Annotated in this window: 20 protein-coding genes; 13 read left to right on the top strand and 7 right to left on the bottom strand. The window is 72.6% G+C overall.

What is annotated here, in order from left to right; all coding sequences use genetic code 11:
- Window positions 1-103: 103 nt before the first annotated feature.
- Entirely contained in the window at window positions 104-928 is an 825-nt protein-coding gene (locus LQ51_RS29385; protein ID WP_197087948.1) for a class I SAM-dependent methyltransferase, read from the top strand.
- Window positions 925-2,142, top strand: a complete 1,218-nt coding sequence (locus LQ51_RS29390; protein ID WP_046571332.1) for a hypothetical protein — start codon at window positions 925-927, stop codon at window positions 2,140-2,142. The genes LQ51_RS29385 and LQ51_RS29390 overlap by 4 nt, the downstream gene beginning before the upstream one ends.
- A gap of 133 nt (window positions 2,143-2,275) precedes the next feature.
- Here the strand turns inward: LQ51_RS29390 and LQ51_RS29395 are convergent, their stop codons facing one another.
- The 3 genes from LQ51_RS29395 to LQ51_RS29405 all read right to left on the bottom strand — a co-directional run bounded on the left by LQ51_RS29395 (window position 2,276) and on the right by LQ51_RS29405 (window position 4,904).
- The gene (locus tag LQ51_RS29395) at window positions 2,276-3,499 is read right to left on the bottom strand and encodes a low temperature requirement protein A (protein WP_046571334.1); all 1,224 of its coding nucleotides are present in this window, start codon (window positions 3,497-3,499) and stop codon (window positions 2,276-2,278) included.
- A gap of 215 nt (window positions 3,500-3,714) precedes the next feature.
- On the bottom strand, window positions 3,715-4,530 hold the full coding sequence (locus LQ51_RS29400; protein WP_369799908.1) for a TrmH family RNA methyltransferase: 816 nt from the start codon (window positions 4,528-4,530) through the stop codon (window positions 3,715-3,717).
- A 143-nt stretch (window positions 4,531-4,673) separates the two neighbouring features.
- Window positions 4,674-4,904, bottom strand: coding sequence for a DUF2188 domain-containing protein (locus tag LQ51_RS29405; protein WP_046571385.1), 231 nt, complete (start codon window positions 4,902-4,904; stop codon window positions 4,674-4,676).
- Window positions 4,905-5,224: 320 nt separating this feature from the next.
- Here LQ51_RS29405 and LQ51_RS29410 point away from each other — a divergent pair, with 320 nt between their 5' ends.
- A complete protein-coding gene (locus LQ51_RS29410; RefSeq protein ID WP_231605930.1) occupies window positions 5,225-5,809 on the top strand; it encodes a hypothetical protein in 585 nt (194 codons plus the stop codon).
- Between the two features lie 86 nt (window positions 5,810-5,895).
- Here the strand turns inward: LQ51_RS29410 and LQ51_RS29415 are convergent, their stop codons facing one another.
- The 3 genes from LQ51_RS29415 to LQ51_RS29425 all read right to left on the bottom strand — a co-directional run bounded on the left by LQ51_RS29415 (window position 5,896) and on the right by LQ51_RS29425 (window position 8,732).
- Window positions 5,896-6,627: a hypothetical protein gene (locus LQ51_RS29415; protein WP_046571342.1), complete on the bottom strand. Its 732-nt coding sequence runs from the start codon at window positions 6,625-6,627 to the stop codon at window positions 5,896-5,898.
- Between the two features lie 178 nt (window positions 6,628-6,805).
- On the bottom strand, window positions 6,806-7,261 hold the full coding sequence (locus LQ51_RS29420) for a lamin tail domain-containing protein (protein ID WP_046571387.1): 456 nt from the start codon (window positions 7,259-7,261) through the stop codon (window positions 6,806-6,808).
- Between the two features lie 370 nt (window positions 7,262-7,631).
- Window positions 7,632-8,732 (bottom strand): hypothetical protein, encoded by a 1,101-nt coding sequence (locus tag LQ51_RS29425; protein WP_052745097.1) that lies wholly within the window; start codon window positions 8,730-8,732, stop codon window positions 7,632-7,634.
- Between the two features lie 208 nt (window positions 8,733-8,940).
- Between LQ51_RS29425 and LQ51_RS29430 the strand changes: the two genes are divergently transcribed.
- Window positions 8,941-9,441: a hypothetical protein gene (locus LQ51_RS29430; RefSeq protein WP_046571344.1), complete on the top strand. Its 501-nt coding sequence runs from the start codon at window positions 8,941-8,943 to the stop codon at window positions 9,439-9,441.
- Between the two features lie 106 nt (window positions 9,442-9,547).
- On the top strand, window positions 9,548-10,174 hold the full coding sequence (locus tag LQ51_RS29435; protein ID WP_046571346.1) for a phosphatase PAP2 family protein: 627 nt from the start codon (window positions 9,548-9,550) through the stop codon (window positions 10,172-10,174).
- A gap of 276 nt (window positions 10,175-10,450) precedes the next feature.
- On the opposite strand, the gene LQ51_RS29440 is transcribed toward LQ51_RS29435, so the two are convergent.
- Window positions 10,451-11,164, bottom strand: a complete 714-nt coding sequence (locus LQ51_RS29440) for a prepilin peptidase (protein WP_369799909.1) — start codon at window positions 11,162-11,164, stop codon at window positions 10,451-10,453.
- A 747-nt stretch (window positions 11,165-11,911) separates the two neighbouring features.
- Here LQ51_RS29440 and LQ51_RS29445 point away from each other — a divergent pair.
- Genes LQ51_RS29445 through LQ51_RS29480 form a run of 8 tightly spaced genes read left to right on the top strand, consistent with a single transcriptional unit; the run spans window position 11,912 to window position 18,335 of the window.
- The gene (locus LQ51_RS29445; protein ID WP_369799910.1) at window positions 11,912-12,385 is read left to right on the top strand and encodes a hypothetical protein; all 474 of its coding nucleotides are present in this window, start codon (window positions 11,912-11,914) and stop codon (window positions 12,383-12,385) included.
- Complete coding sequence (locus LQ51_RS29450) at window positions 12,379-13,329, top strand: hypothetical protein (protein WP_046571352.1); 951 nt, start codon at window positions 12,379-12,381, stop codon at window positions 13,327-13,329. The genes LQ51_RS29445 and LQ51_RS29450 overlap by 7 nt, the downstream gene beginning before the upstream one ends.
- Window positions 13,326-13,985, top strand: coding sequence for an SAF domain-containing protein (locus LQ51_RS29455; protein WP_046571354.1), 660 nt, complete (start codon window positions 13,326-13,328; stop codon window positions 13,983-13,985). Before LQ51_RS29450 ends, LQ51_RS29455 begins: the two co-directional genes overlap by 4 nt.
- Entirely contained in the window at window positions 13,985-14,818 is an 834-nt protein-coding gene (locus LQ51_RS29460; protein WP_046571356.1) for a P-loop NTPase family protein, read from the top strand. Before LQ51_RS29455 ends, LQ51_RS29460 begins: the two co-directional genes overlap by 1 nt.
- Entirely contained in the window at window positions 14,808-16,340 is a 1,533-nt protein-coding gene (locus LQ51_RS29465) for a CpaF family protein (RefSeq protein ID WP_046571358.1), read from the top strand. Before LQ51_RS29460 ends, LQ51_RS29465 begins: the two co-directional genes overlap by 11 nt.
- Window positions 16,337-17,236: a type II secretion system F family protein gene (locus tag LQ51_RS29470; protein WP_046571360.1), complete on the top strand. Its 900-nt coding sequence runs from the start codon at window positions 16,337-16,339 to the stop codon at window positions 17,234-17,236. The genes LQ51_RS29465 and LQ51_RS29470 overlap by 4 nt, the downstream gene beginning before the upstream one ends.
- A complete protein-coding gene (locus LQ51_RS29475; protein WP_046571391.1) occupies window positions 17,236-18,096 on the top strand; it encodes a type II secretion system F family protein in 861 nt (286 codons plus the stop codon). Before LQ51_RS29470 ends, LQ51_RS29475 begins: the two co-directional genes overlap by 1 nt.
- Window positions 18,097-18,119: 23 nt before the next feature.
- On the top strand, window positions 18,120-18,335 hold the full coding sequence (locus LQ51_RS29480; RefSeq protein WP_046571392.1) for a hypothetical protein: 216 nt from the start codon (window positions 18,120-18,122) through the stop codon (window positions 18,333-18,335).
- Window positions 18,336-18,408: the final 73 nt, after the last annotated feature.

Consider the following 18,408-nt stretch of genomic DNA (forward strand, 5'->3'; position numbering starts at 1 on the left):
CCTGATCTTGGCAGCGACTGCGACAGACCTTTCCCCGACATGACCAGGCGCGAGAGGGCCTGCCGGGTGACGGTACGTCACGTTTGCCGGATCATGGTTCTATGTGGACGTGCAGAGCGACATCGGACTCACCGCCTACCTGGTGAACGAATCACGAGCGCGACGGGAGGATCTCGCGGCGGACCCGCTGGCGAGGGCGTGGATCTCGGAAAAGGACCGCGGCGCGGTTCGGGATCTGTGGGACGAGTTCGCCGGATCGGTGTACCCCCACGACGACCTGGTCGTGTCCCTGCGTGGCCGCATCATCCTGGAAACCCTGACCCAGGCCCTGGAGAAGCGCAGCGACACGGTGCTGGTGGTGTGCGGCGCCGGCTTCTCGTCGTATCCGTGGCTGCTGCCGTTCGCTGCGGCGATGGAGGTCGACCTGCCCGACATGGTGGCGGCCAAGCGGCGACGAGCCGCCGAGCTGCGGGCGGCCGGGGTGCTCGATCAACGAGAGGTCGAGCACATCGCGGCGGATCTGAACGACCCGGGGGCACAGCGCCGGCTCCTGGACCGCATCCGCCGGTTCGCCGCCGGGCGGCCCATCGCATTTGTGGCCGAAGGGCTGGTCTTCTACCTTCCCCCGGAGCAGGCCCGGGCGGTCGTCGGGCTGGGGGTCGCGGCAGGGCCGCAGACCCTGACGATGATCAGCTACTGGCCGCTCGCCGCAGCGGATCATCCGGTGCTGTCGGCGCAACGCCGGTGGTTCCGGAAGCGGTCGCTGCCCGAGGACGCCAGCTACCTGACCACCAGTGAGCTCTCGGCGGTCCTGGGCGCTCCGGTGGAGAACCACAGCACCGAGGACCTTCAGCACCGGTACCTCGGTGAGGTCGTCGTACCCGAGACTGAGCTGATCCCGGAGCACGTGGCGGTGGCCGGGAGATGACCGACGTACTGCACCTCCAGACCAGGGCCTACCCCCTGCACTACGCCTCGGTCGACCGCACCCTGGAAACGGTGGTGGTGCCGGGACGGGGCGAGATCCACCTCGTCCCGGGCATGCTCGGTTCGGTGGCGTACAACTCCGAGGAAACGCTCGACGTCGACTTCACCGACATCGTTCGCGCAGCGGTCAGCCTGCCCGACGTGACGATCGTCAATTGCCGGATCCGGATCCTCGCCGCCGGCGCCGTACTCGTGACGTACGCCCTGTTGCACCCGACGGATCTTCGCCAACTGGACGTGCACGCCCTGGTCGCGCTGGACGCGGCGATCAACCGCAAGCTCCGGGAGGCCGACCGGGCCTTGCTGGTGGACGTCTTGGCCGCCGCGCGGCGGGCCGGGCTCCTCCGGCACGTGATGGTGCCGCCGGGCGGTGCCGCGGCCGCCGACTGGACGGAAATCAACCCCCGTGCCGTCCGGTACAACTGCCACTTCATCGCGCGCGACCCCGCCTGGGAGCCGGATGGTCGGGTGCCCGCTCTGGTGCTGGGGCCGCACTGCCAGATCCTGTTGCCCTACACCTATGCGTGGGACGGTGATCCCTCCCCGGACCGCATCGACGACATCCTGACGATGCTGGAACCGGCCGATATCGCCGTCGCTCAGCAGTCGGTGCTGGTCGGCGCGAGCGTCGGCGGGCTCCGGATCCTGAGCGAGCTGGCCCGGGCGATTCCCGGTCGGCTGGAGGGTCCGGAGTTCCGTCGGTTCCTCGACGGCGTCTGGGCCGACTATCACCATCTCGACGCGTACCGGGTGGAGTCGGGCCAGGACCACCGGGCCACGTACCTCGCGGCCCGCGAGACCATCGGGCTCGACGGTACCCACGAGCGCGCGGAGAAGTTGCTCAGCCATGTGAACGCCTCGCTGCTCGCCGAGGCTTCGCTGCGGAGCGAACGGCTGGACAAGCGGCTCAACCGGGTCGCCGCCGCGCTGACCGTGGTCGCGTCCGCGGCGTTCCTGCTCGACATCGCGGCCTTCCTGTTGCCGAACGTGAGCGTGCAGATGAAGGTGGGGGTCGTCTCCGGGGTGACTCTCCTCGCCGCCGGTCTGCTGGGCGCGACCATCTCCTGGTCCGGTGAACGGAACGTTGAGCGGGGACCCGGCTCTGCAACGGACGGCGCATCAGCGGCTTCCGACCCGGCTGGTCGGCCGGAGTAGCCAGGGCAGAATGGCGCCCTGCTCATCCAGGTGACCTACCCGGACGCAGGGGCATCGACGACGGGCGCGGTGTGGTTCGCCTGGTCGTACCTCCGCTGAGCGTTGCCCGTCGAGGGCGTGGAAGGCCGATCCGCTAATGGGCCGGGGACGGGGCTTCCGCTGGGCGTCCGGCGGCCCGTCGCGCGTCTGCGATGGCGACGCCGAGCAGCACGACGACGGCGGCGATGGCGGCGAGCAGCGGCGGGCCGGGCAACAGCAGTGGCGCCAGCAGGATGAGAGCGGCGATGCCGACGAGCCGGCGCACGGCGAGGCGGTTGAAGACGACCTGTTCCAGCCGACTGCGGCCGACCAGGAAGAGCGCCGGCCCGCCGAGGATGATCGCCACCGAGGCCGGATGGGACCGCCCGCCCGAATGCGCCAGCACGAGTTCCGAGCCCGCCGCGGTAGCGGTGATGCCGAGCGCCATGAGCACGTGTGCGGCGCCGATGATGCCGCCGACAGCCGCCCGGTTCGACGCCATCTCGACGGCTTGGGCCAGCACCTGGCCGGCGCGTTGGAAGTAGATCCGCCACATCAGCACGGACGACAAGAATGTGATCACCAGGGCCGCCGTTGCGGCGGGCGTGGCGGCGTGGGTGGAGTAGGTGACGCCGATCGACACCACCGTCTCGCCGAGCGCGATCAGCAGCAGCTGTTGGTAGCGCTCGGCGAGGTTCAGGCAGTTGGCCGTTGCCCAGACCCGGGCCTCCGGTTGGCGGCGCATGCCGGGCACCGGCCAGCCGAACCGCGCCACGACCAGGTCCAGGGTGATGGCGATCAACCACAGGGCGACCCGGGGGTTTCCGCGCAACACCGCGCCGGCGAGCCAGATCACGCCGGAGGTGCCGGCCCAGATGACCACTCGGGTGAAGGACGCTCGTACCTCGTCGTGCTCCGGTAGCAACGACCGGAGGAGCAAGGGGCGTCCGATGTGCAGCAACACGTACACGACGGCGAAGGCGGCACCGCGCTTCTCGAACTCGTACGGCATCGCCGTCGCCATGATCAATAAGCCGAACGCGCTGGCCAGGACCAGCAGCTGGATCCAGCGGTTGCGGTAGTCGAACCGGCTGGTGATGTATGCGGTGGTCGTCCACAGCCAGAGCAGCGGCAGGGCCAGCACGAGCGTGTACAGCAACGACAGCCACTGCCGGCGCACATCGTTCGAGAGGAGGTCCGGCACGATCCGGCTGACGACCGCGAGCAGGGCGAAGACCAACACCAGGTCGAAGAAGAGCTCCAGGTAGCTGACCTGTCGGGCGTCCTCCTCGCCGCGCAGGATGCTCCCACCCGGTGCCGGGTCCAACGGTCGCCCCATCGCACCATGATCGCCGGAAGGGCGCCTTCATGCGCGGATTTGGCCCTTTTCCTCGCTCGCTCCGCTGGCGATACCAGCCGGAAGCGGTTCCGCGAACGCCAGCCCGGATGACACCCGGATCGGGTGCCGGCAGCTGCCGCTCCCGGGCGGAGGTCGCCGAAGGCGGCGGAGATGGGTCAGCGACCTACGCGGATGCGGTCGGCGGCATACAGCGGCTAACGCCGCTTGGCTCGCTGCCGCGAGGCCTCGTACAGCACCACGGTGCCGGCTGCTGCCGCGTTCAACGAGCTGGCGGCGCCCACGATGGGGATGCGGACCATCCGGTCACTGGCCTCCTGCCAGCCGGCGCTCAGTCCGTTGGTCTCGTTGCCCACGAGAAGAAGCGTGGGGCCCGTCAGATCATGGTCGGCGACCTCCACCTCGCCGTGTTCGTCCGTACCGATGATCTGAACCTGTGGAAGCCCACGCGCCCGCACCGCGGTCAGCCAGTCGAGAACCTCCCGATGGCTGGCGATCCGTACGACCGGGACAGCGAACAACGATCCCGTGCTGGCGCGGATGGCCTTCGGATCGTAGGGGTCAGCCGCGTGACCGGTGATGACGACACCCGAAGCCCCGAAGGCGTCCGCGGAGCGAATCAGAGTGCCGATGTTGCCCGGGGTCTTCGGGCGGTCGAAGACCACGACCAGCATCGTCGGCCCGGCCGGGATACGGTCCAGGTCGTCCTCGGGCTGCGCCACCACAGCCAGCAGCTCGGGTGACTCCTCGTCCTTGCCGCCAAGTTCCCGCATCAGCTCCGGTGCGAGAGCCACGCGCGGAGCCGAGGCCCGGTCGAGGAGATCCCGGCACCAACGGGACAGCGCCTGCCGGTCCGGATAAAGGAGAGCACGGATCTCCCAGCCCTGCTCCAAGGCCAGGGTGATCGGTCGTACCCCTTGCACCAGGAACTCACCCGACCGCTGGCGCTTGTTGCGGTTGGTCAGCAGCGCCTGCCACTGCTGGAAGCTCGCGTTCCGGGTGGTGATCTTCATGGTCTTCGCCACGCAGATGATTCAACAACATCCGCCCGGCCCGGGGATCAACGCCGACGTACCGCAGCGGCCGGCGTTGGTCCCGGCGTGGCGGTGGCGTCCGGCATCCGGACGCCACCCGCCCCTACTGCCGCACCCGAAGCTCAGCCCTTGGTCTCCCGAGGGTCACGGCTACGCGGGTACGTGTTCTTCTCGCCGATCGTGCCGTCCTTCTTCTTGATCACGTGCTCGACCTCGCGCTGCACGGCCGTCTGCCGGCCCGCGGACTCCGCCTCGGCCTTGGTGTCGTGCGTCGTGCTGGCGCGCTGATTGCCCTCCGGACGGTTCTTCCACTGACCGTCCTCGTAGTACGTCTCGACATCACCCTTCGCCACGCCCATGACCTCCTAGGTTGCCTGCTGGTCATGGATATTTGCCCCGGCCGCTGCGGGGGCCAAACGTCCGCCGTGCGCAAACCCCGGGTACGGGAAGCGGCCACGCCGGCTGCTGGCGCAAGGAGCCGGTAACCGGTGGCGCAGCGGGCCGCGACAGCGTCGGGCAGTTCATGGTGGAGCGGAATGCGCGGGAGGCCACCCGCAAGGCGTGAATCGCCGGCCGGTCGTCGGCACCGCGGGGACCGGGCGCCAAGCGGGTTCGTGCTGGACCACCATGGTGAGGATGACGTCGTGAGCCACCGCCCCGGACGGAGATGAGCATGCCGGAACCACGCGCCTTCTGGCTCGATGAGCAGTTCGACCGTGAGCACGGCACGGACGGCCGTGGCCGCTACGAGGCCGAGGTGCTGAGGCGTACCGCTGAGTTCGCCGACGCCTGGGGCGACTTTGCGCCGGTCACCTTCGCCGCCACCGCCTGGCGGCTCGCGGTCGAACTGTCACCCGGCTACGTCCGCTGGCACCGGCGGATCATCTCCGCGACCTGTACGCCGAGCCGGTGGGACGGGAGCATGATCTGCGCCGTGTCGGTGGTCTCGCGCTGGCCGGCCGAACTCACCTGGACCAAGCAGTGGCAGCGGGACCGTGGCTGGCGGGACTGGCCCCAGTTGTTCGGCCAGTACCCGACCCCGTCGGACCAGGACCTCACGCGCAGCCCGCACCTGAGGGCAGTGTTGCAGGTGGAGGCGCCGGTTCCGATGGATGACCTGCCACCGGCCCCCGACGGTCCGGGCCCGTCCGTGGCACCCGCGGCGCGCCGGGCCGTCACCGTGCTGGCGCGGGAACTCAATGAACTCCTCGCCCCGGTGATCGGCCAACTGGAAGCCGGTGTACCCGCGGACTCCTGACCGGGCAGGCTGACCCTCGTACCGACCTGTCGGGCGGACCCCGACAGGGCTCTCGCCGGCGTACCCGGGTCGCCTCCCCGCACGTCCTACGACGGGTTGGCGTTCAGCCGCAACGCGTAATCCAGATCGTCGTCGGCGTTCAGAATCCGGCTGGCGCCGAAGGCGAGAATGGCGAATCCGAGGAACCACATGCCGTAAAAGAGTGGCAGCGTGGTGGACAGCGGTGGCTTTTCGGTAAGGCTGCCGAGAGTGGCGATGCCCGTCATGAGCGCTCCGACAGATGCCACCATGAGGACAGCCAACAATATGGCCCGCAGGGCAGACCGCAGCCCCGCCGCTCCCGTCAGGGTCGCGTACACCAGCAGGACGACCACGAGGGCGGCGCCGACCAGCGACCAGCCGGTGACGTACGTCAGATAGGGCTTTCCGGTCACCAGGTCCCACTGGTAATCCGTGGTGTAGATCTGTGATTTCAGCATTCCGTCGAACATCGACTGCCGGCCACCGAACGTGCCCCACAGCATGTCGGACAGCCGCCCGAGCAGGTAAGCCGCGGCCAGCAGCAGGGCCGAAAAGAGAGCCAACCGTACGCTCGCCCGCTGTGCCACTGTGGTCCACTCGCGGACAGCTTGGCTGGCCCGGGACACCTCCCGAGTGCGATTGCGAAGGAACTCCCGCAAGCCGATGGCGAAAGTCACCAGCACCAGAACGACGTACGTCCACCCGGGCGCGTGGGTGACGACGATACCGCACTCGATCACATCATCGAACTGCTTGAAGTAATCGATCCAGCCATCGAGCTTGCATTCCGGCCCCATGGCCGGAAGGTTAGGTTGGCGCCCAAGGACATCGATAGCGACCGAACAGCCAGTACCGTGCCGCTCAAGCGGCCCATCTGCCGGACGGCTACGCTGTCATCGGCGCCCGGCCCCGCCTGCGCTGGTCGAGTCGCGCCGGCCCACCCGAGGGCAGACCGGCGCGCCCGGTGCTGCTGGTTCAGCAGTAGGTGTAGCCGCTGCCGCGCGACCGCCAGGTGCAGCTGTCGACGAGCGAGCCGGAGGAGTTACGCAGGTACGCGGTGTCGCCGGTGTTGTTCCAGACGTACCAGGAGCGGCCCCAGTAGCGCTGGGTGCCGCGGTTGGTGCCCTTGCCGGTGTGGATGATGATGCTGGTCCCGGCGCCGACCCGGTAGTCGCTGGTGAACTTGTAGGTGTAGCCGGCCTTGTCGCGCACGTACCAGCCCTTGAGGTTGATGACGGTGCTGCGCTTGTTGGTCAGCCGCACGTACTCGGCGTTGAGGCTGCTGTTCGAGCCCTTGTCGCTGCCCGGCGAGTCGTAGTAGACCTTGGTGATCATGACGGCCGGGGCCGCCTGCGCCGGGGCGGCGGCGACCAGCGACCCGCCGACGGCGATGGTCAGCGCCGAGACGAGCCCGATCAGTCTTCTCTTCACGTGGTCCCCCTGCATGGGAAGTCGAGGCCGGCGGGAACCCATCCGCCGGTCAGATGCCTCGTGGGCATCGGGTGTGCGCAAGATCGTAAGGACAGGCGCGGGGCGGGTTCGACCCCGACACGGGGGCGTGCCCCGACTGTGGCTGGCCGGCGGGCGTCCCTCTGGCCGTCCGGCGCGACCGGCGTGCGGCGGTCGGAGCGCCCGCTGGAGGTCAGGGTGGATCGAGACCGCCGAGCGGTACGAACGCACGAGCCGTTCGGCGCTCCGGCACGCTCGTCGGCCGGCCGCCGACGCCGGCCGGCTCGGCCGCCAGGCCGGAGTGACCAGGAGGGCGGACGCCGGGAGGGTCCCGGTCGCGCGTCCGGGAACGCTAGCCGCGCTGCCACCAACGGCGCTTCGGGGCCGGGGCGGGAGCCGGGGCCGGGGTAGTAGGAGCCGGGGCGGGCTCGTCGTCCTCGTCGTCCTGCGCGGCGCGGGCCAGCACCGCGGCCGCCAGCGCCCGGTCGGCGGCCTGGCAGCCGGGCGTGACCAGCATCAGCTGCGCCAGCGACTCCTCGATGGTGACCAGTCGCTCGGCCGCCACGGCCGCGTCGAGCCGGGCCCGGACCAGGTGGTGGACCTCGGCCCGCAGGGCCGGCTCCCGGTACGCGGCGGTGACGAGCGCGAACAGGGCCGCGTCGGCGACCCAGTCCTCGACGCCGAACGCCAGGTCGACCAGCACCTCGCGCCGGGTCGAGGCCGGCCACGGCTCGTCGGCGGCGTGGTGCAGGATGCCGAGGCACACCCACGGCTGCATGAGCCGGTACCAGTAGGTCGGCGTCGACGTGGCCAGGTGCTGCCAGCGCGGGGTGTCCGGTGGGCCGGGCAGGTGGGCGAGGAGCCCGAGCAGGTCGGCCAGGGGCAGCTCACCGAGCGGGGCGGCCTGCACGTACCCGGAGAGCGGCGACGGCCACGGCTCCCCCGCGACCTCGTGCAGCAGCCGGACGGCGGCGGCCGACGGTGCCGGCACGGCGGGCACCGGTTCGGTGCCGTCGTACCGCCAGACCGCGTACCGGCCGCGACGGATCGGCGTCCGGATGTCCGGGGCCGGGAACTCGGCGATGCCGATCTCGACCGGCCCCATCACCCGGCGGCAGGCGGTCATGGCGCTGGCCGGCTCGGCCGCCGACACCCCGAAACCGCTGATCTCGAGCTGCTCGCCCTGCGCCCGGCGACCGCCGATCTCGTTGGCGACGTTGATGATCGCCTCGCTCGGCATCGGCACCCAGTTGAGCCAGGGCCGCTTCGCCGAGGCCAGGGCGAAAACCACGTCCGTCATCCCGCACGGGTGCGGATCGTCCTGGACGGCGACCAGGTCGGCCGCGTCGCCGGAGGCCCGGAAACGCGCGGCGTGCCGGGCGGCGTCGCGGTGCGGGAAGCGGGGATCGTCAGCCATCTGCCGCAGGTCGGCATCGGCGTCGCCGGAGAACATGGCGGGGAGCGTAACAATCTTGGCCGTCCACCCAAGGCCCCGTCGGGCGGCGGCGTCCCACCAGCGGGGAACGACCAAGGACGGGGCGCCGCCGGGACCGGTGACCGGCCGGCGACACACCGCTGGCCGGCCCTGTTCTTGATCCGGCCGGGTGTGCCGTTCACCCTGGTACGACCAGGGGAAACCGGCGCGAGCCCGGAGGTGGGCGATGACGGGTAGGCGGGAGACCGTGGAGGTCGACCCGGTGGTGTTCCGTGCGGTCTACGACTCGCCCGCCGCGCTGCCCGGCCGGCACCGCTGGATGACCCCGGAGTCGGACGTACGCCGGTTGGAGAAGCTGCTGAACATGCCGGCGCGCAGCATCGGCGCGCCGCTCTGGGTCAGCGGCGACGAGCCGGACTGCGCCAAGTGCGGCCGCCGGGTCAACTGGTACGACATCGTCTCGTCCGCGCTGCACGGGGTGCACGACCGGGCGATGATCGCGCGGGTGATCCTCGGCGAGCGCAAGTACGTCAACACCGAGGTGCCCGACGCCATCCCCGGCGTGCACTGCGCCGACTGCCGCACCCCGATCGCCGGCCTGCGCAGCTTCAAGTGCCACAACTGGGCGTACGCCTTCGAGGCGCTGGAGGAGATCGTGCAGCGGATGTCCGGGCCGGCCGGCCAGCCCGCCCCGCGCCTGCCGTCGGACCCGCCGGCCGCGTCGTGACCCCGGTGCGCGCGGGGCTGTGAGGTCGCTGAGACCTTGAGGGCCGGACGCTCATTCCCCTGCCACCCTCCCGGTGCACGGAGTATGAACGGGAGGTGGGGCGAAAATGAACGAGACCGTGGCTACCGGCGTTCCGGACGTCAGCACCGACTGGTACCGGGACGTCGTCGAGTTCGCCGACGGCACGCCAGAGCCGGTCCACTGGTTCGCGATCCACTTCACCGAGGGCGCGATCGTGCTGCTCGGCGTGCTCCTGGTGCTGGCGGCGCTGACCCGGCTGGTCGGTGGTGACGTCCGGGACCGGGCGCTCGCCCTGGCCGCGCCGGTGACGGTGGTGCTGGCGTACGGCGCCAGCGAGGGGCTGAAGAGCCTGGTCGCCGAGGACCGGCCGTGTCGCAGCCCGGCCGACCTGATGATCGTCGCGGGCCACTGCCCGGCCGTCGGTGACTGGTCGTTCCCCAGCAACCACGCCACCATCGCGGGCGCGCTGGCCGCCACCACGCTGCTGCTGCACCGCCGGTTCGGCCTGCTGGCCGTCCCGGTGGCCGTGCTCGCCGCGTTCTCCCGGGTTTTCGTCGGCGTGCACTACCCGCACGACGTCGCCGCCGGCCTGCTGCTCGGCGCCCTGATCGGCACCCTGCTCACCCCGCTGGCGGCCCGGCCGCTGGCCGAGGTGCTCGGCCGCCTCTTCCCGCGCCCCGCGCCCACCCTCGCCCCACCGGCCCGCCGCTGACCGCTCGGTCCACCCTGCGGCTGGCCGCCGCCAGGCCAGCACGACGAGATGCGGCAATCGGGGCCTTCCCGCCGTAGGGAAGCCCCGATTTGCCGCATCACGGGCCGCCTTCGGCCGTGGCGCGGACGCCGAGCCGCATCACGGGCCGCGCTCCGGCCCTGGCGCGGACGCCGAGCCGCATCACGGGCCGCCCTCCGGCCCTGGCGCGGACGCCGAGCCGCATCACGGGCCGCCCTCCGGCCCTGGCGCGGACGCCCAGCCGCGCCGGGGCGCGGGTCACGTCGCGGTGAGCACGAGCGTGGCGGCGGTGGCGGCGATGAGGAACGGGCCGAACGGCAGGTGACTGGACCAGCGGACCCGCCGGGCCACCAGCAGCGCCAGGCCGGCCAGGGCGGAGAGGGCGAGGCCGAGGAGCAGCCCGGCGAGCAGCACCGGCCAGCCGTGCCAGCCGAGCAGCACGCCGGCCCCGAGCGCCAGCTTGGCGTCGCCCAGGCCGAAGCCGCGCCGGCCGAGCAGCAGCGTGGTGGCCGCGAACCCCGCGCCGAGCGTGAGACCGGCCGCGGTGGCCCGCAGCCACGGCGCCGGTCCCGGCCCGGCGAGCGCGGCCAGCCCGAGCAGCGTCCAGGCGCCGGCCGCCGCCGGCCAGGTTAGGCGGTCGGGGAGCCGGTGCACCGCGGCGTCGACCAGGGCCAGCGGGATCGCCCAGGCAAGCCACCAGGCCAGCGCCGCCCGCACCGGCAGCGACCCGCCGGTCAGCGCGAGCGCCGCCACCGCGCCGGCCAGACCCAGCTCCACCAGGCCGGGCGCCGCGCCGACCCGGGCGCCGCAGGCCGGGCAGCGCGCCGCCGGTCCGAGCGCCGGCAGCGGCCGGTCCAGGCCGATCGGTGCGGCGCAGCGATCGCACCCCGCCCGGTCCGGCGACCCCGGGGGTACGGCGTACCGGGCGACCGCCAGCCGGAGCAGCGGCACGATCGTGAGGGCGGCGAGCAGGCGTACCCACGGACGGTCCGGGCTGGCCGCCCGGTGTGGGTTGTCGACCCGTTCGGCCGTCACGCCGCCCCTCCCGGACGGTCGCGCACCGTTCCACCGTGGAGCACGGAGAGTGATTTCGGCCGGGTTCGGATGTGACGTCCGGGGCGCGGCACGGGCCACCGGGCGACGCATCCACGAGCATCGACCTCGGTGGCCGGGCGGCCCGGACCGGCAGTGGCGGTGGCGGGACAGAACGGACCAGAGGCGTCGTTGTCCCCCATACCTCCGCCGGCCCGGCCGGGCCCGGTCCGGCGGATTCCCGCCCAGGGTGCGGCCACTCCTGTCGCCACACCGGCCGGCCCGCCGACCCGACCCGCTCTCCCGAGGTCCACGGCCCACCACCACCTGTCATCACTGAGAGTGTTCACTTGAATTGCCTCTGTTGCATCGGCGGACGTGAGCTTATGCTCGCCCCTTGGGTACGACGCAACCCCCGGATGAATTCGCGTCGGAGACCGAGTGGAGACGACCTTTCCCCGTTAGCTGAAGATCCGTACAGGTAAATGCAGCGGTAGCCGGAAGAGGCCCGGACGGAGACATCCGGGCACGGTTCCGCCTGCCCGGAGCACGCCCCCGCGGCCACTCCGGGTCGCCATCGAGGAGGGCGCGGCATTGCGTACATGGCATTCCCGCCGATGGGCAAGCTGCCTGCTCAGCCTGGCCGTGCTGGGCCTGGGCGCCGGCTGCGGGAGCGAACCGGAGGCGGTGACCCAGCCGCTGACCGGCGGCGGCAACGCTCCGGTCGCCCATTCCGTGGCGGACGAGGAGGCCGCCGGGAAAGCGGCGCTCGCCGCCTATTCCGGCTATCTCGAGGCGTCCCGCGCGGCAAACGCACGCAGTGATCCCGGTCATCCCGCACTGGCCCGATTCCTGGCGGATCCGCTGCTGACCAAGGTCCAGGTGACAATTCGCGAGGCGAAGGAGCACGGTGCCATGCGGACCGGGACGCTGCTCTCCGACCCCACCGTCGTGTCGGTCGACCTGACCGCCGACCCGCCCACCGTGCAGATCCAGGACTGCCTGGACGCCACCCGCTACCGCCTCGTCTACGCCAAGAACCACCGGGTCGTTCCCGGTAGCCGCGGCGGGCGCTACCTGGCGACGGCCACCGCGACCCGGTACCCGGACGGCCGCTGGCTGATCAACGCGGGCGCCGCACATCAGGACCAGCCGTGCTGACCTGGGGAGGAAGGGGTGTCCCGGCCCGCCCGACCCGGGCCGGGACACCCCGCAGGAGGCTGCTCGCCGGCGGCCTGGCGGTCCTGCTGGCCCTGGCCGGCAGCCCCGCCCGGGCCGCCGACCCCGGCGGCGAGTGCCCGCCCGGGCAGAACGACTGCAACGTCTGGGACGACGACCCGGGCGTGCCAGGCAAGCCCGGCGGGGGCGGTGACCCCGATGGCGGCGGATCCGGCTCCGGCTCCGGATCCGGCGGGAAGTGCCAGTGGAACGGCCGGGTCGTGCCCTGCTACGACGAATACCTGGGCTGGTTCAACAACGGCGACGGCTGCTACTACAAGCTCGCCAGTCCCCAGCCGCCCGCGCCGGAGGGCAGCACGTGGTACGTCCGGACCTGCAACGGCGGTACCGCCGGCGACCAGGTCAACGTGCTGCTGGACACCCCGCCGCCCGGATTCGGCACCCCGCCCGACCCCGAGGAGCTGGCCCGCCGGGCGCTCGCCTCGATCAGCCTGCTGCCGCCCCGGATCGCGGTCGCGCCCCGGCGGAGCAAAGGGCCGGGCCTGGTCGGGCTGCCGGTCTGGATGTGGGCCAGCCCCGGGCCGTCCTACTTCGGGCCGCTCACCGCGTCCGCCTCGGACCGTGGACTGACCGTCGAGATCACCGCGCGGGTCACCCGGATCGTCTGGTCGATGGGCGACGGCACCGAGGTCACCTGCACCGGACCCGGCACCCCCTACACCGCCAGCGGCCCGCGCGCCGGGCAGCCCTCCCCGGACTGCGGCTACGACCGCGGCTACGACCGCGCGGACACCTACCGGGTCGGCGCCACCACGTTCTGGACCGTGCACTGGTCCGGCGGGAACGACAGCGGCGACATCGCCCAGAACCGGGTCAGCGGAACGATCCCGGTGCAGATCAACGAGCTTCAGGTGGTGACCGGATGAGCGTGGCGACCCGGAACGGGACTCCGATGGAAGCGCCGGTGGCACCGCCCCGGGTGGTCCGCCAGCGGCGGATCCGCCCCGGCCTGCTCGGCCTGGCGGTCCTGCTCATCGCGCTCGGCGGGCTCGGCTCCGCCTTCGCGGTCACCTCGGTCCGGTCCACCGGCAGCTACCTGGCGGTGGCCCGCCCGGTCGACGTCGGCCACCAGTTCACCACCGACGACCTGGTCACGGTGCGGGTGTCCGGCGGCCGGGAGCTGCGCCCGGTGCCCGCCAGCCGGCTCAAGGAGGTGCTGGGCCTGCGGGCGGCCGTCCGGCTCGCCCCCGGCACCCTGCTCACCCCCAACCAGCTCACCGACACCCCGCTGCTCGGCCCCGACCAGCAGCAGATCGCGTTGGGCCTGGACCGCAGCCAGGTGCCCGCCCGCCGGCTGCACCCCGGCGACAAGCTGCTGCTGGTGAGCACCCCGGACCGCAGCGCCGGCGGCGCGGGCGGCAACGGTGGCACCCGGTTCCCGGCCGTCGTGATCGACGCCGTCGACCAGGACAACAACAACGACGTGGTGGTCTACCTGGCGCTGGCCGTCCGGGACGTGCCGGCGGTGGTGGCGCTGAACGCGGCCGACCGGGTGGCGCTCGTGCTCACCGAGGCGGCCTGATGGCGATCATCGCCCTGGTCTCGGCGAAAGGCTCGCCCGGGGTCACCACCGCCGCGCTGGCCGCCGCGCTGAGCTGGCACCGGCGGCTGGTGCTGGCCGAGTGCGACCCGGCCGGCGGCTCGATCCTCGCCGGCTACCTGGGCGGGGCGCTGGACGGCCCCCGGGGCCTGGGCGAACTGGCCGTCGGGGAGTTGCGCGACGGCAACCTGGACACCGCCTTCTGGTCGCAGCTGGTCGACCTGGACGCGCCGAAGCGGGAACGGCTGCTGCTGCCCGGCGTGGTCGATCCCGCCCAGGCCGGCAGCGTGATCCCGCTCTGGCAGCGGTTCGCCGACTACTTCACCGGGCTGGAGAACGGCGTTCCGCCGTACGACGTGCTGGTCGACTGCGGCCGGCTGCTGGTCCCCGGTCCACCGTGGCCGCTGCTCCGCGCCGCCGCGGTGGTGCTACTGGTCACCCGCGCGCACCTGCCCGACCTCTCGGCCACCCGGGCGGCCGTCCGGGCCATCGAGCGGGATCTCACCGAACACCGGGTTCCCCCAGGCACGCTGCGCCTGCTGGTGGTCGGCGACGGGCACGGCACCAGCGAGATCAGCAAGTCCCTGGGGCTGCCGGTGATCGCCCGGCTGCCGCACGACCCGCGTACCGCCGAGGTGCTCAGCCTGGGCGGGACCGTCCGCGCCGGACGGCCGCTGATGCGCGCGGCCGGCGGGCTGGAGGTGCCGATCCGGGCGCTGCTGGACCGGCGGCGGGCCCGGCTGGCCTGGCCGCGGATGACACCGCCGCAGGCGCTGACCGCCGCGAGCGGGACGGAGGTGCCCGGTGCGGTTTGAGCCGGTCAACCACGACCCGCGGCAGCAGCCCGCCCTGACGTCCACCGTGCCACCGCTGGTGGCCCCGCCGAACGGCCGGCACCCCGGCCCGCCCCCGGTGCCCTTCCCGCCACCGGTGGTCGCCCCGCCGCCCCGCCCCCGGGTCGACTTCGCCGTGGTGCGTGAGCTGCGCCGGGAGCTCAGCGAGCGGCTCACCCACTGGCAGCGCGGCCGCGAGTTCGACGCCGACGCCGAGGAGGTCGAGCGGGCGCGGCTGGCGGTCGCCGTGGTCTCCGCGTACGCGGACTCGGTGCGCCGCTCCGGCACCCCGATGCCCGCGGACGAGGAGCGCCTGCTGCTCGACCAGGTGACCGCCGAGCTGGTCGGCCTGGGCCGGCTCCAGACGCTGCTGGTCGACGACACCATCGAGGAGGTGCACATCCTCGGCTGCGACCAGGTCCGCATCACCCGGCACGGCGGGGGCGTCGACTGGGCCGAGCCGATCGCCGACAGCGACGACGAGCTGGTGGAGATCCTGCAGGCGGCGGCCCGCCGGGCCGGCGCCACCGAACGTTCCCTCTCCACCTCCAAGCCCACCCTCGACCTGCAACTGCCCGACGGCAGCCGGCTCGCCGCGGTGTTCCTGGTCAGCCACCGCCCGTACGCGGTGATCCGCAAACACAACACCCTCGCGGTGAGCCTGGAGGACATCGCCGGCGGCCGGCCCGACCTGGACGAGATGATCGACCCCCTGCTGCGCGACTTCCTGCGCGCGGCCATGCGGACCGGGCTCAACATCATGGTGGCCGGGCTGGCCGGCGCCGGAAAGACCACCATCATCCGGGCGCTGATGGACGAGATCCCCGCCGACGAGCCGTACGTGCTGCTGGAGGAGAGCCGCGAGCTGCTGCCGGCCCGGCGCGGGCACAAGCACCGGGCGGTGATGAGCTTCGAGGCCCGGGAGGGGCACGGCGAGCGCGGGCTCGACGGGCGGCCCGCCGGCGAGGTCAGCATCGCCGACCTGATCCCCGTCTCGCTCCGGATGGGCGTGCTGCGGATCATCGTCGGCGAGGTCCGCTCCCGGGAGATCGTGCCGATGCTCCAGGCCATGACCACCAGCCGCGGGTCGATGTGCACCATCCACGCGCGTACCCCCGCCGGGGTGAGCGAACGGATCATCGAGCTGGCCCTCGCCCACGGCCGGGAGATGACCGTCGACCAGGCCCGCCGGATGGCGGGCAACGCCCTGGACCTCATCGTCTACGTCACCGTCGAGGACGAGACCGCGATCGGCGGGCGCAAGGAACGCTTCGTCTCGCACGTCGAGGAGGTCGTCGGCGTCGGCGAGGGCAACCGGATGACCACCACCACGATCTTCGGTCCCGGCCCGGACGGCCGGGCCGTCCCCCGGCACCTGCCCGAACGGATCCGCGACCAGCTCCTGCGGGTCGGCTACGACGCCCGGCTGCTGACCCGCTTCATCGAGGCCGGCACCGGCGCCTGGCGCCGGCCCCGACACACCCGGCTGGGGGGACGGCGGTGACCACGATCGAGCTGATCGCCCTCTTCTCCGGCGCGGTGTGCACGGCCGGGCTGGTGCTGGTCGTGGTCGCGCTGGCCGGCACCAGCCGGCCACCCGGGCCGGCGCCCGGCGCCGGGCCGGGGCTGCGCCGGCTCTGGACCGGTTCGGGGAGCAGCCGCCGGGACCAGCGCCGCCACCAGCTGCTGCTCGGTGCGGCGGTGGTGGTCGGCGCGCTGGCCTTCCTGCTGACCGGGCTGCCCGTGGTGGGCCTGCTGGTGGCGCTGGCGGTACCCGGCGTGCCGTGGCTGTTCGCGGTCGGCGGGGCCGAACAGCGGGCCATCGCCCAGGTCGAGGCGGTTGGCGAATGGACCCGCCGGCTGAAGGACATCTCCGGCACCGGGCAGGGCCTCCAGCAGGCCATCATCGGCACCATCACCGCCGCGCCGGAGGAGATCCAGGAGGAGGTACGCACCCTCGCGGCCCGCCTCCAGGCCGGCTGGCTGGCCAGATCCGCCCTGCTCGCGTTCGCCGACGAGATCGCCGACCCGGTCTGCGACCAGGTGGTCGCCGCGCTGATCCTGCACCTCACCGACCGCGGTGAGCGCCTCGGCGACGTGCTCGGCTCGATCGCCGCCGCCGCGTCCGCCGAGGTGGCCACCCGCCGGGAGGTCGAGGCCAAGCGCACCCAACCTCGGTTCGCGGTCCGCTTCCTCACCGGAATGACCCTGGCCACCCTGGCGTACGGCCTGGTCAACAGCGACTACATCCGGCCGTACGGGACGTTCGTCGGCCAGTTGGTGATGGCGGTGCTCGGCGCGGCCTTCATCGGGCTGCTCGCCTGGGTCCGGTCGATGAGCCAGCCGCCCCGGCCGGCGCGGTTCCTGCCCGTCCCCGACCTGGAGGAGGCGATCGCGTGATCGTCAACTGGCTGCTCGCCGTCGCCGTGCTGGGCGGCGCCGCCGTCGGCCTCGGCCTCTTCCTCGTGGTCAGCGAGGCGCTGCCGGCCACCCCGGCGCTCGGCCCGGCGCTGCGCCGGCTGCACCAGCCGCCCGGGCGGGCCGCGGCGGCCGGCGCCGGCCCGGACTGGCTGGGCGGATTCTCCCGCTGGCTGCGCCCGCCGCACCGGCAGCTCGCCCTGCTCGACCGCACCCCCGAGCAGTATGCCCTGTCGGTGCTGCTCTCCACGCTGGTCGGATTCGCCACGCCGGCCCTGACCTCGGCGCTGCTCTTCCTCGGCGGGCTGGCGCTGCCGCTGACCGTACCGGTGCTGGGCAGCCTGGGGTTCGCCCTGGTCGCCGGCCTGCTCGCGCACCGCGCCGTGCTGGCCCGGGCGGACGCCGCGCGGGACGAGTTCCGCCAGGCGGTCTGCACCTACCTGGACCTGGTGGCGTTGCAGCTCTCCGCGGCGCACGGGCCGGTGCAGTCGCTGGAGCGGGCGGCGGCGGTCTGCGACGGCTGGGTCTTCGACCGGATCCGGGAGGCGCTGCGGATCGCCCAACTCCAGATGCACTCGCCGTGGGACGAGTTGCAGGAGCTGGCCGACCGGATCGGCATCCCGGAACTCGGCGACGTAGGCGCGATCATGCGCTCCTCCGGCAGCGAGGGCGCCCAGGTGCACGAGACGCTGCGCAGCCGCGCTGACTCGCTGCGGGACCAGATCCGCACCGACAACCTGGCCCGCGCCGAGGGGGTGACCAGCCGGCTGGACATTCCCGGTTCGCTGCTGGTCTTCGTCCTGCTCGGCTTCGCCGTCTATCCGTTCATCGCCCGGCTGTGAACCCACCTGAGAAGGAGAAGGCCATGCCCCTCTGCGCCTACCTGTACGCGGCGGTCGCCGCGCGCCTCGCCGAGCTGCGGCGGGACCCCGAACGGGGCGACAGTCCCGTGCCCACCGCGGTCATCATCTTCGGGCTGGTCGCGGTCGCCATGGCGGTCACCGGGCTCGCCCTGGCCAAGGCCAACGACTGGATGAACGCCATCCCGGGCAACACGGCGCCGAACGCACCGACCAAGTGACGGACCGCCCCGCCCGTACGGACCGGAACCGGTCGGCGCCCGCCGACCGGCCCGCCGGCCTGCCCGGACCGGG

The organism is Micromonospora sp. HK10, from assembly GCF_000982955.1.
Lineage (GTDB): Bacteria > Actinomycetota > Actinomycetes > Mycobacteriales > Micromonosporaceae > Micromonospora.

Excerpts from the sequence above, each read along its gene's own strand:
- LQ51_RS29400 (WP_369799908.1), bottom strand. The coding sequence starts at position 4,530 with ATGAAGATCACCACCCGGAACGCGAGCTTCCAGCAGTGGCAGGCGCTG.
- LQ51_RS29425 (WP_052745097.1), bottom strand. The coding sequence starts at position 8,732 with ATGTTCTCCGGCGACGCCGATGCCGACCTGCGGCAGATGGCTGACGAT.
- LQ51_RS29480 (WP_046571392.1), top strand. The coding sequence starts at position 18,120 with ATGCCCCTCTGCGCCTACCTGTACGCGGCGGTCGCCGCGCGCCTCGCC.
- LQ51_RS29395 (WP_046571334.1), bottom strand. The coding sequence starts at position 3,499 with ATGGGGCGACCGTTGGACCCGGCACCGGGTGGGAGCATCCTGCGCGGC.
- LQ51_RS29455 (WP_046571354.1), top strand. The coding sequence starts at position 13,326 with ATGAGCGTGGCGACCCGGAACGGGACTCCGATGGAAGCGCCGGTGGCA.
- LQ51_RS29415 (WP_046571342.1), bottom strand. The coding sequence starts at position 6,627 with ATGGGGCCGGAATGCAAGCTCGATGGCTGGATCGATTACTTCAAGCAG.
- LQ51_RS29390 (WP_046571332.1), top strand. The coding sequence starts at position 925 with ATGACCGACGTACTGCACCTCCAGACCAGGGCCTACCCCCTGCACTAC.
- LQ51_RS29430 (WP_046571344.1), top strand. The coding sequence starts at position 8,941 with ATGACGGGTAGGCGGGAGACCGTGGAGGTCGACCCGGTGGTGTTCCGT.
- LQ51_RS29410 (WP_231605930.1), top strand. The coding sequence starts at position 5,225 with ATGCCGGAACCACGCGCCTTCTGGCTCGATGAGCAGTTCGACCGTGAG.
- LQ51_RS29435 (WP_046571346.1), top strand. The coding sequence starts at position 9,548 with ATGAACGAGACCGTGGCTACCGGCGTTCCGGACGTCAGCACCGACTGG.
- LQ51_RS29460 (WP_046571356.1), top strand. The coding sequence starts at position 13,985 with ATGGCGATCATCGCCCTGGTCTCGGCGAAAGGCTCGCCCGGGGTCACC.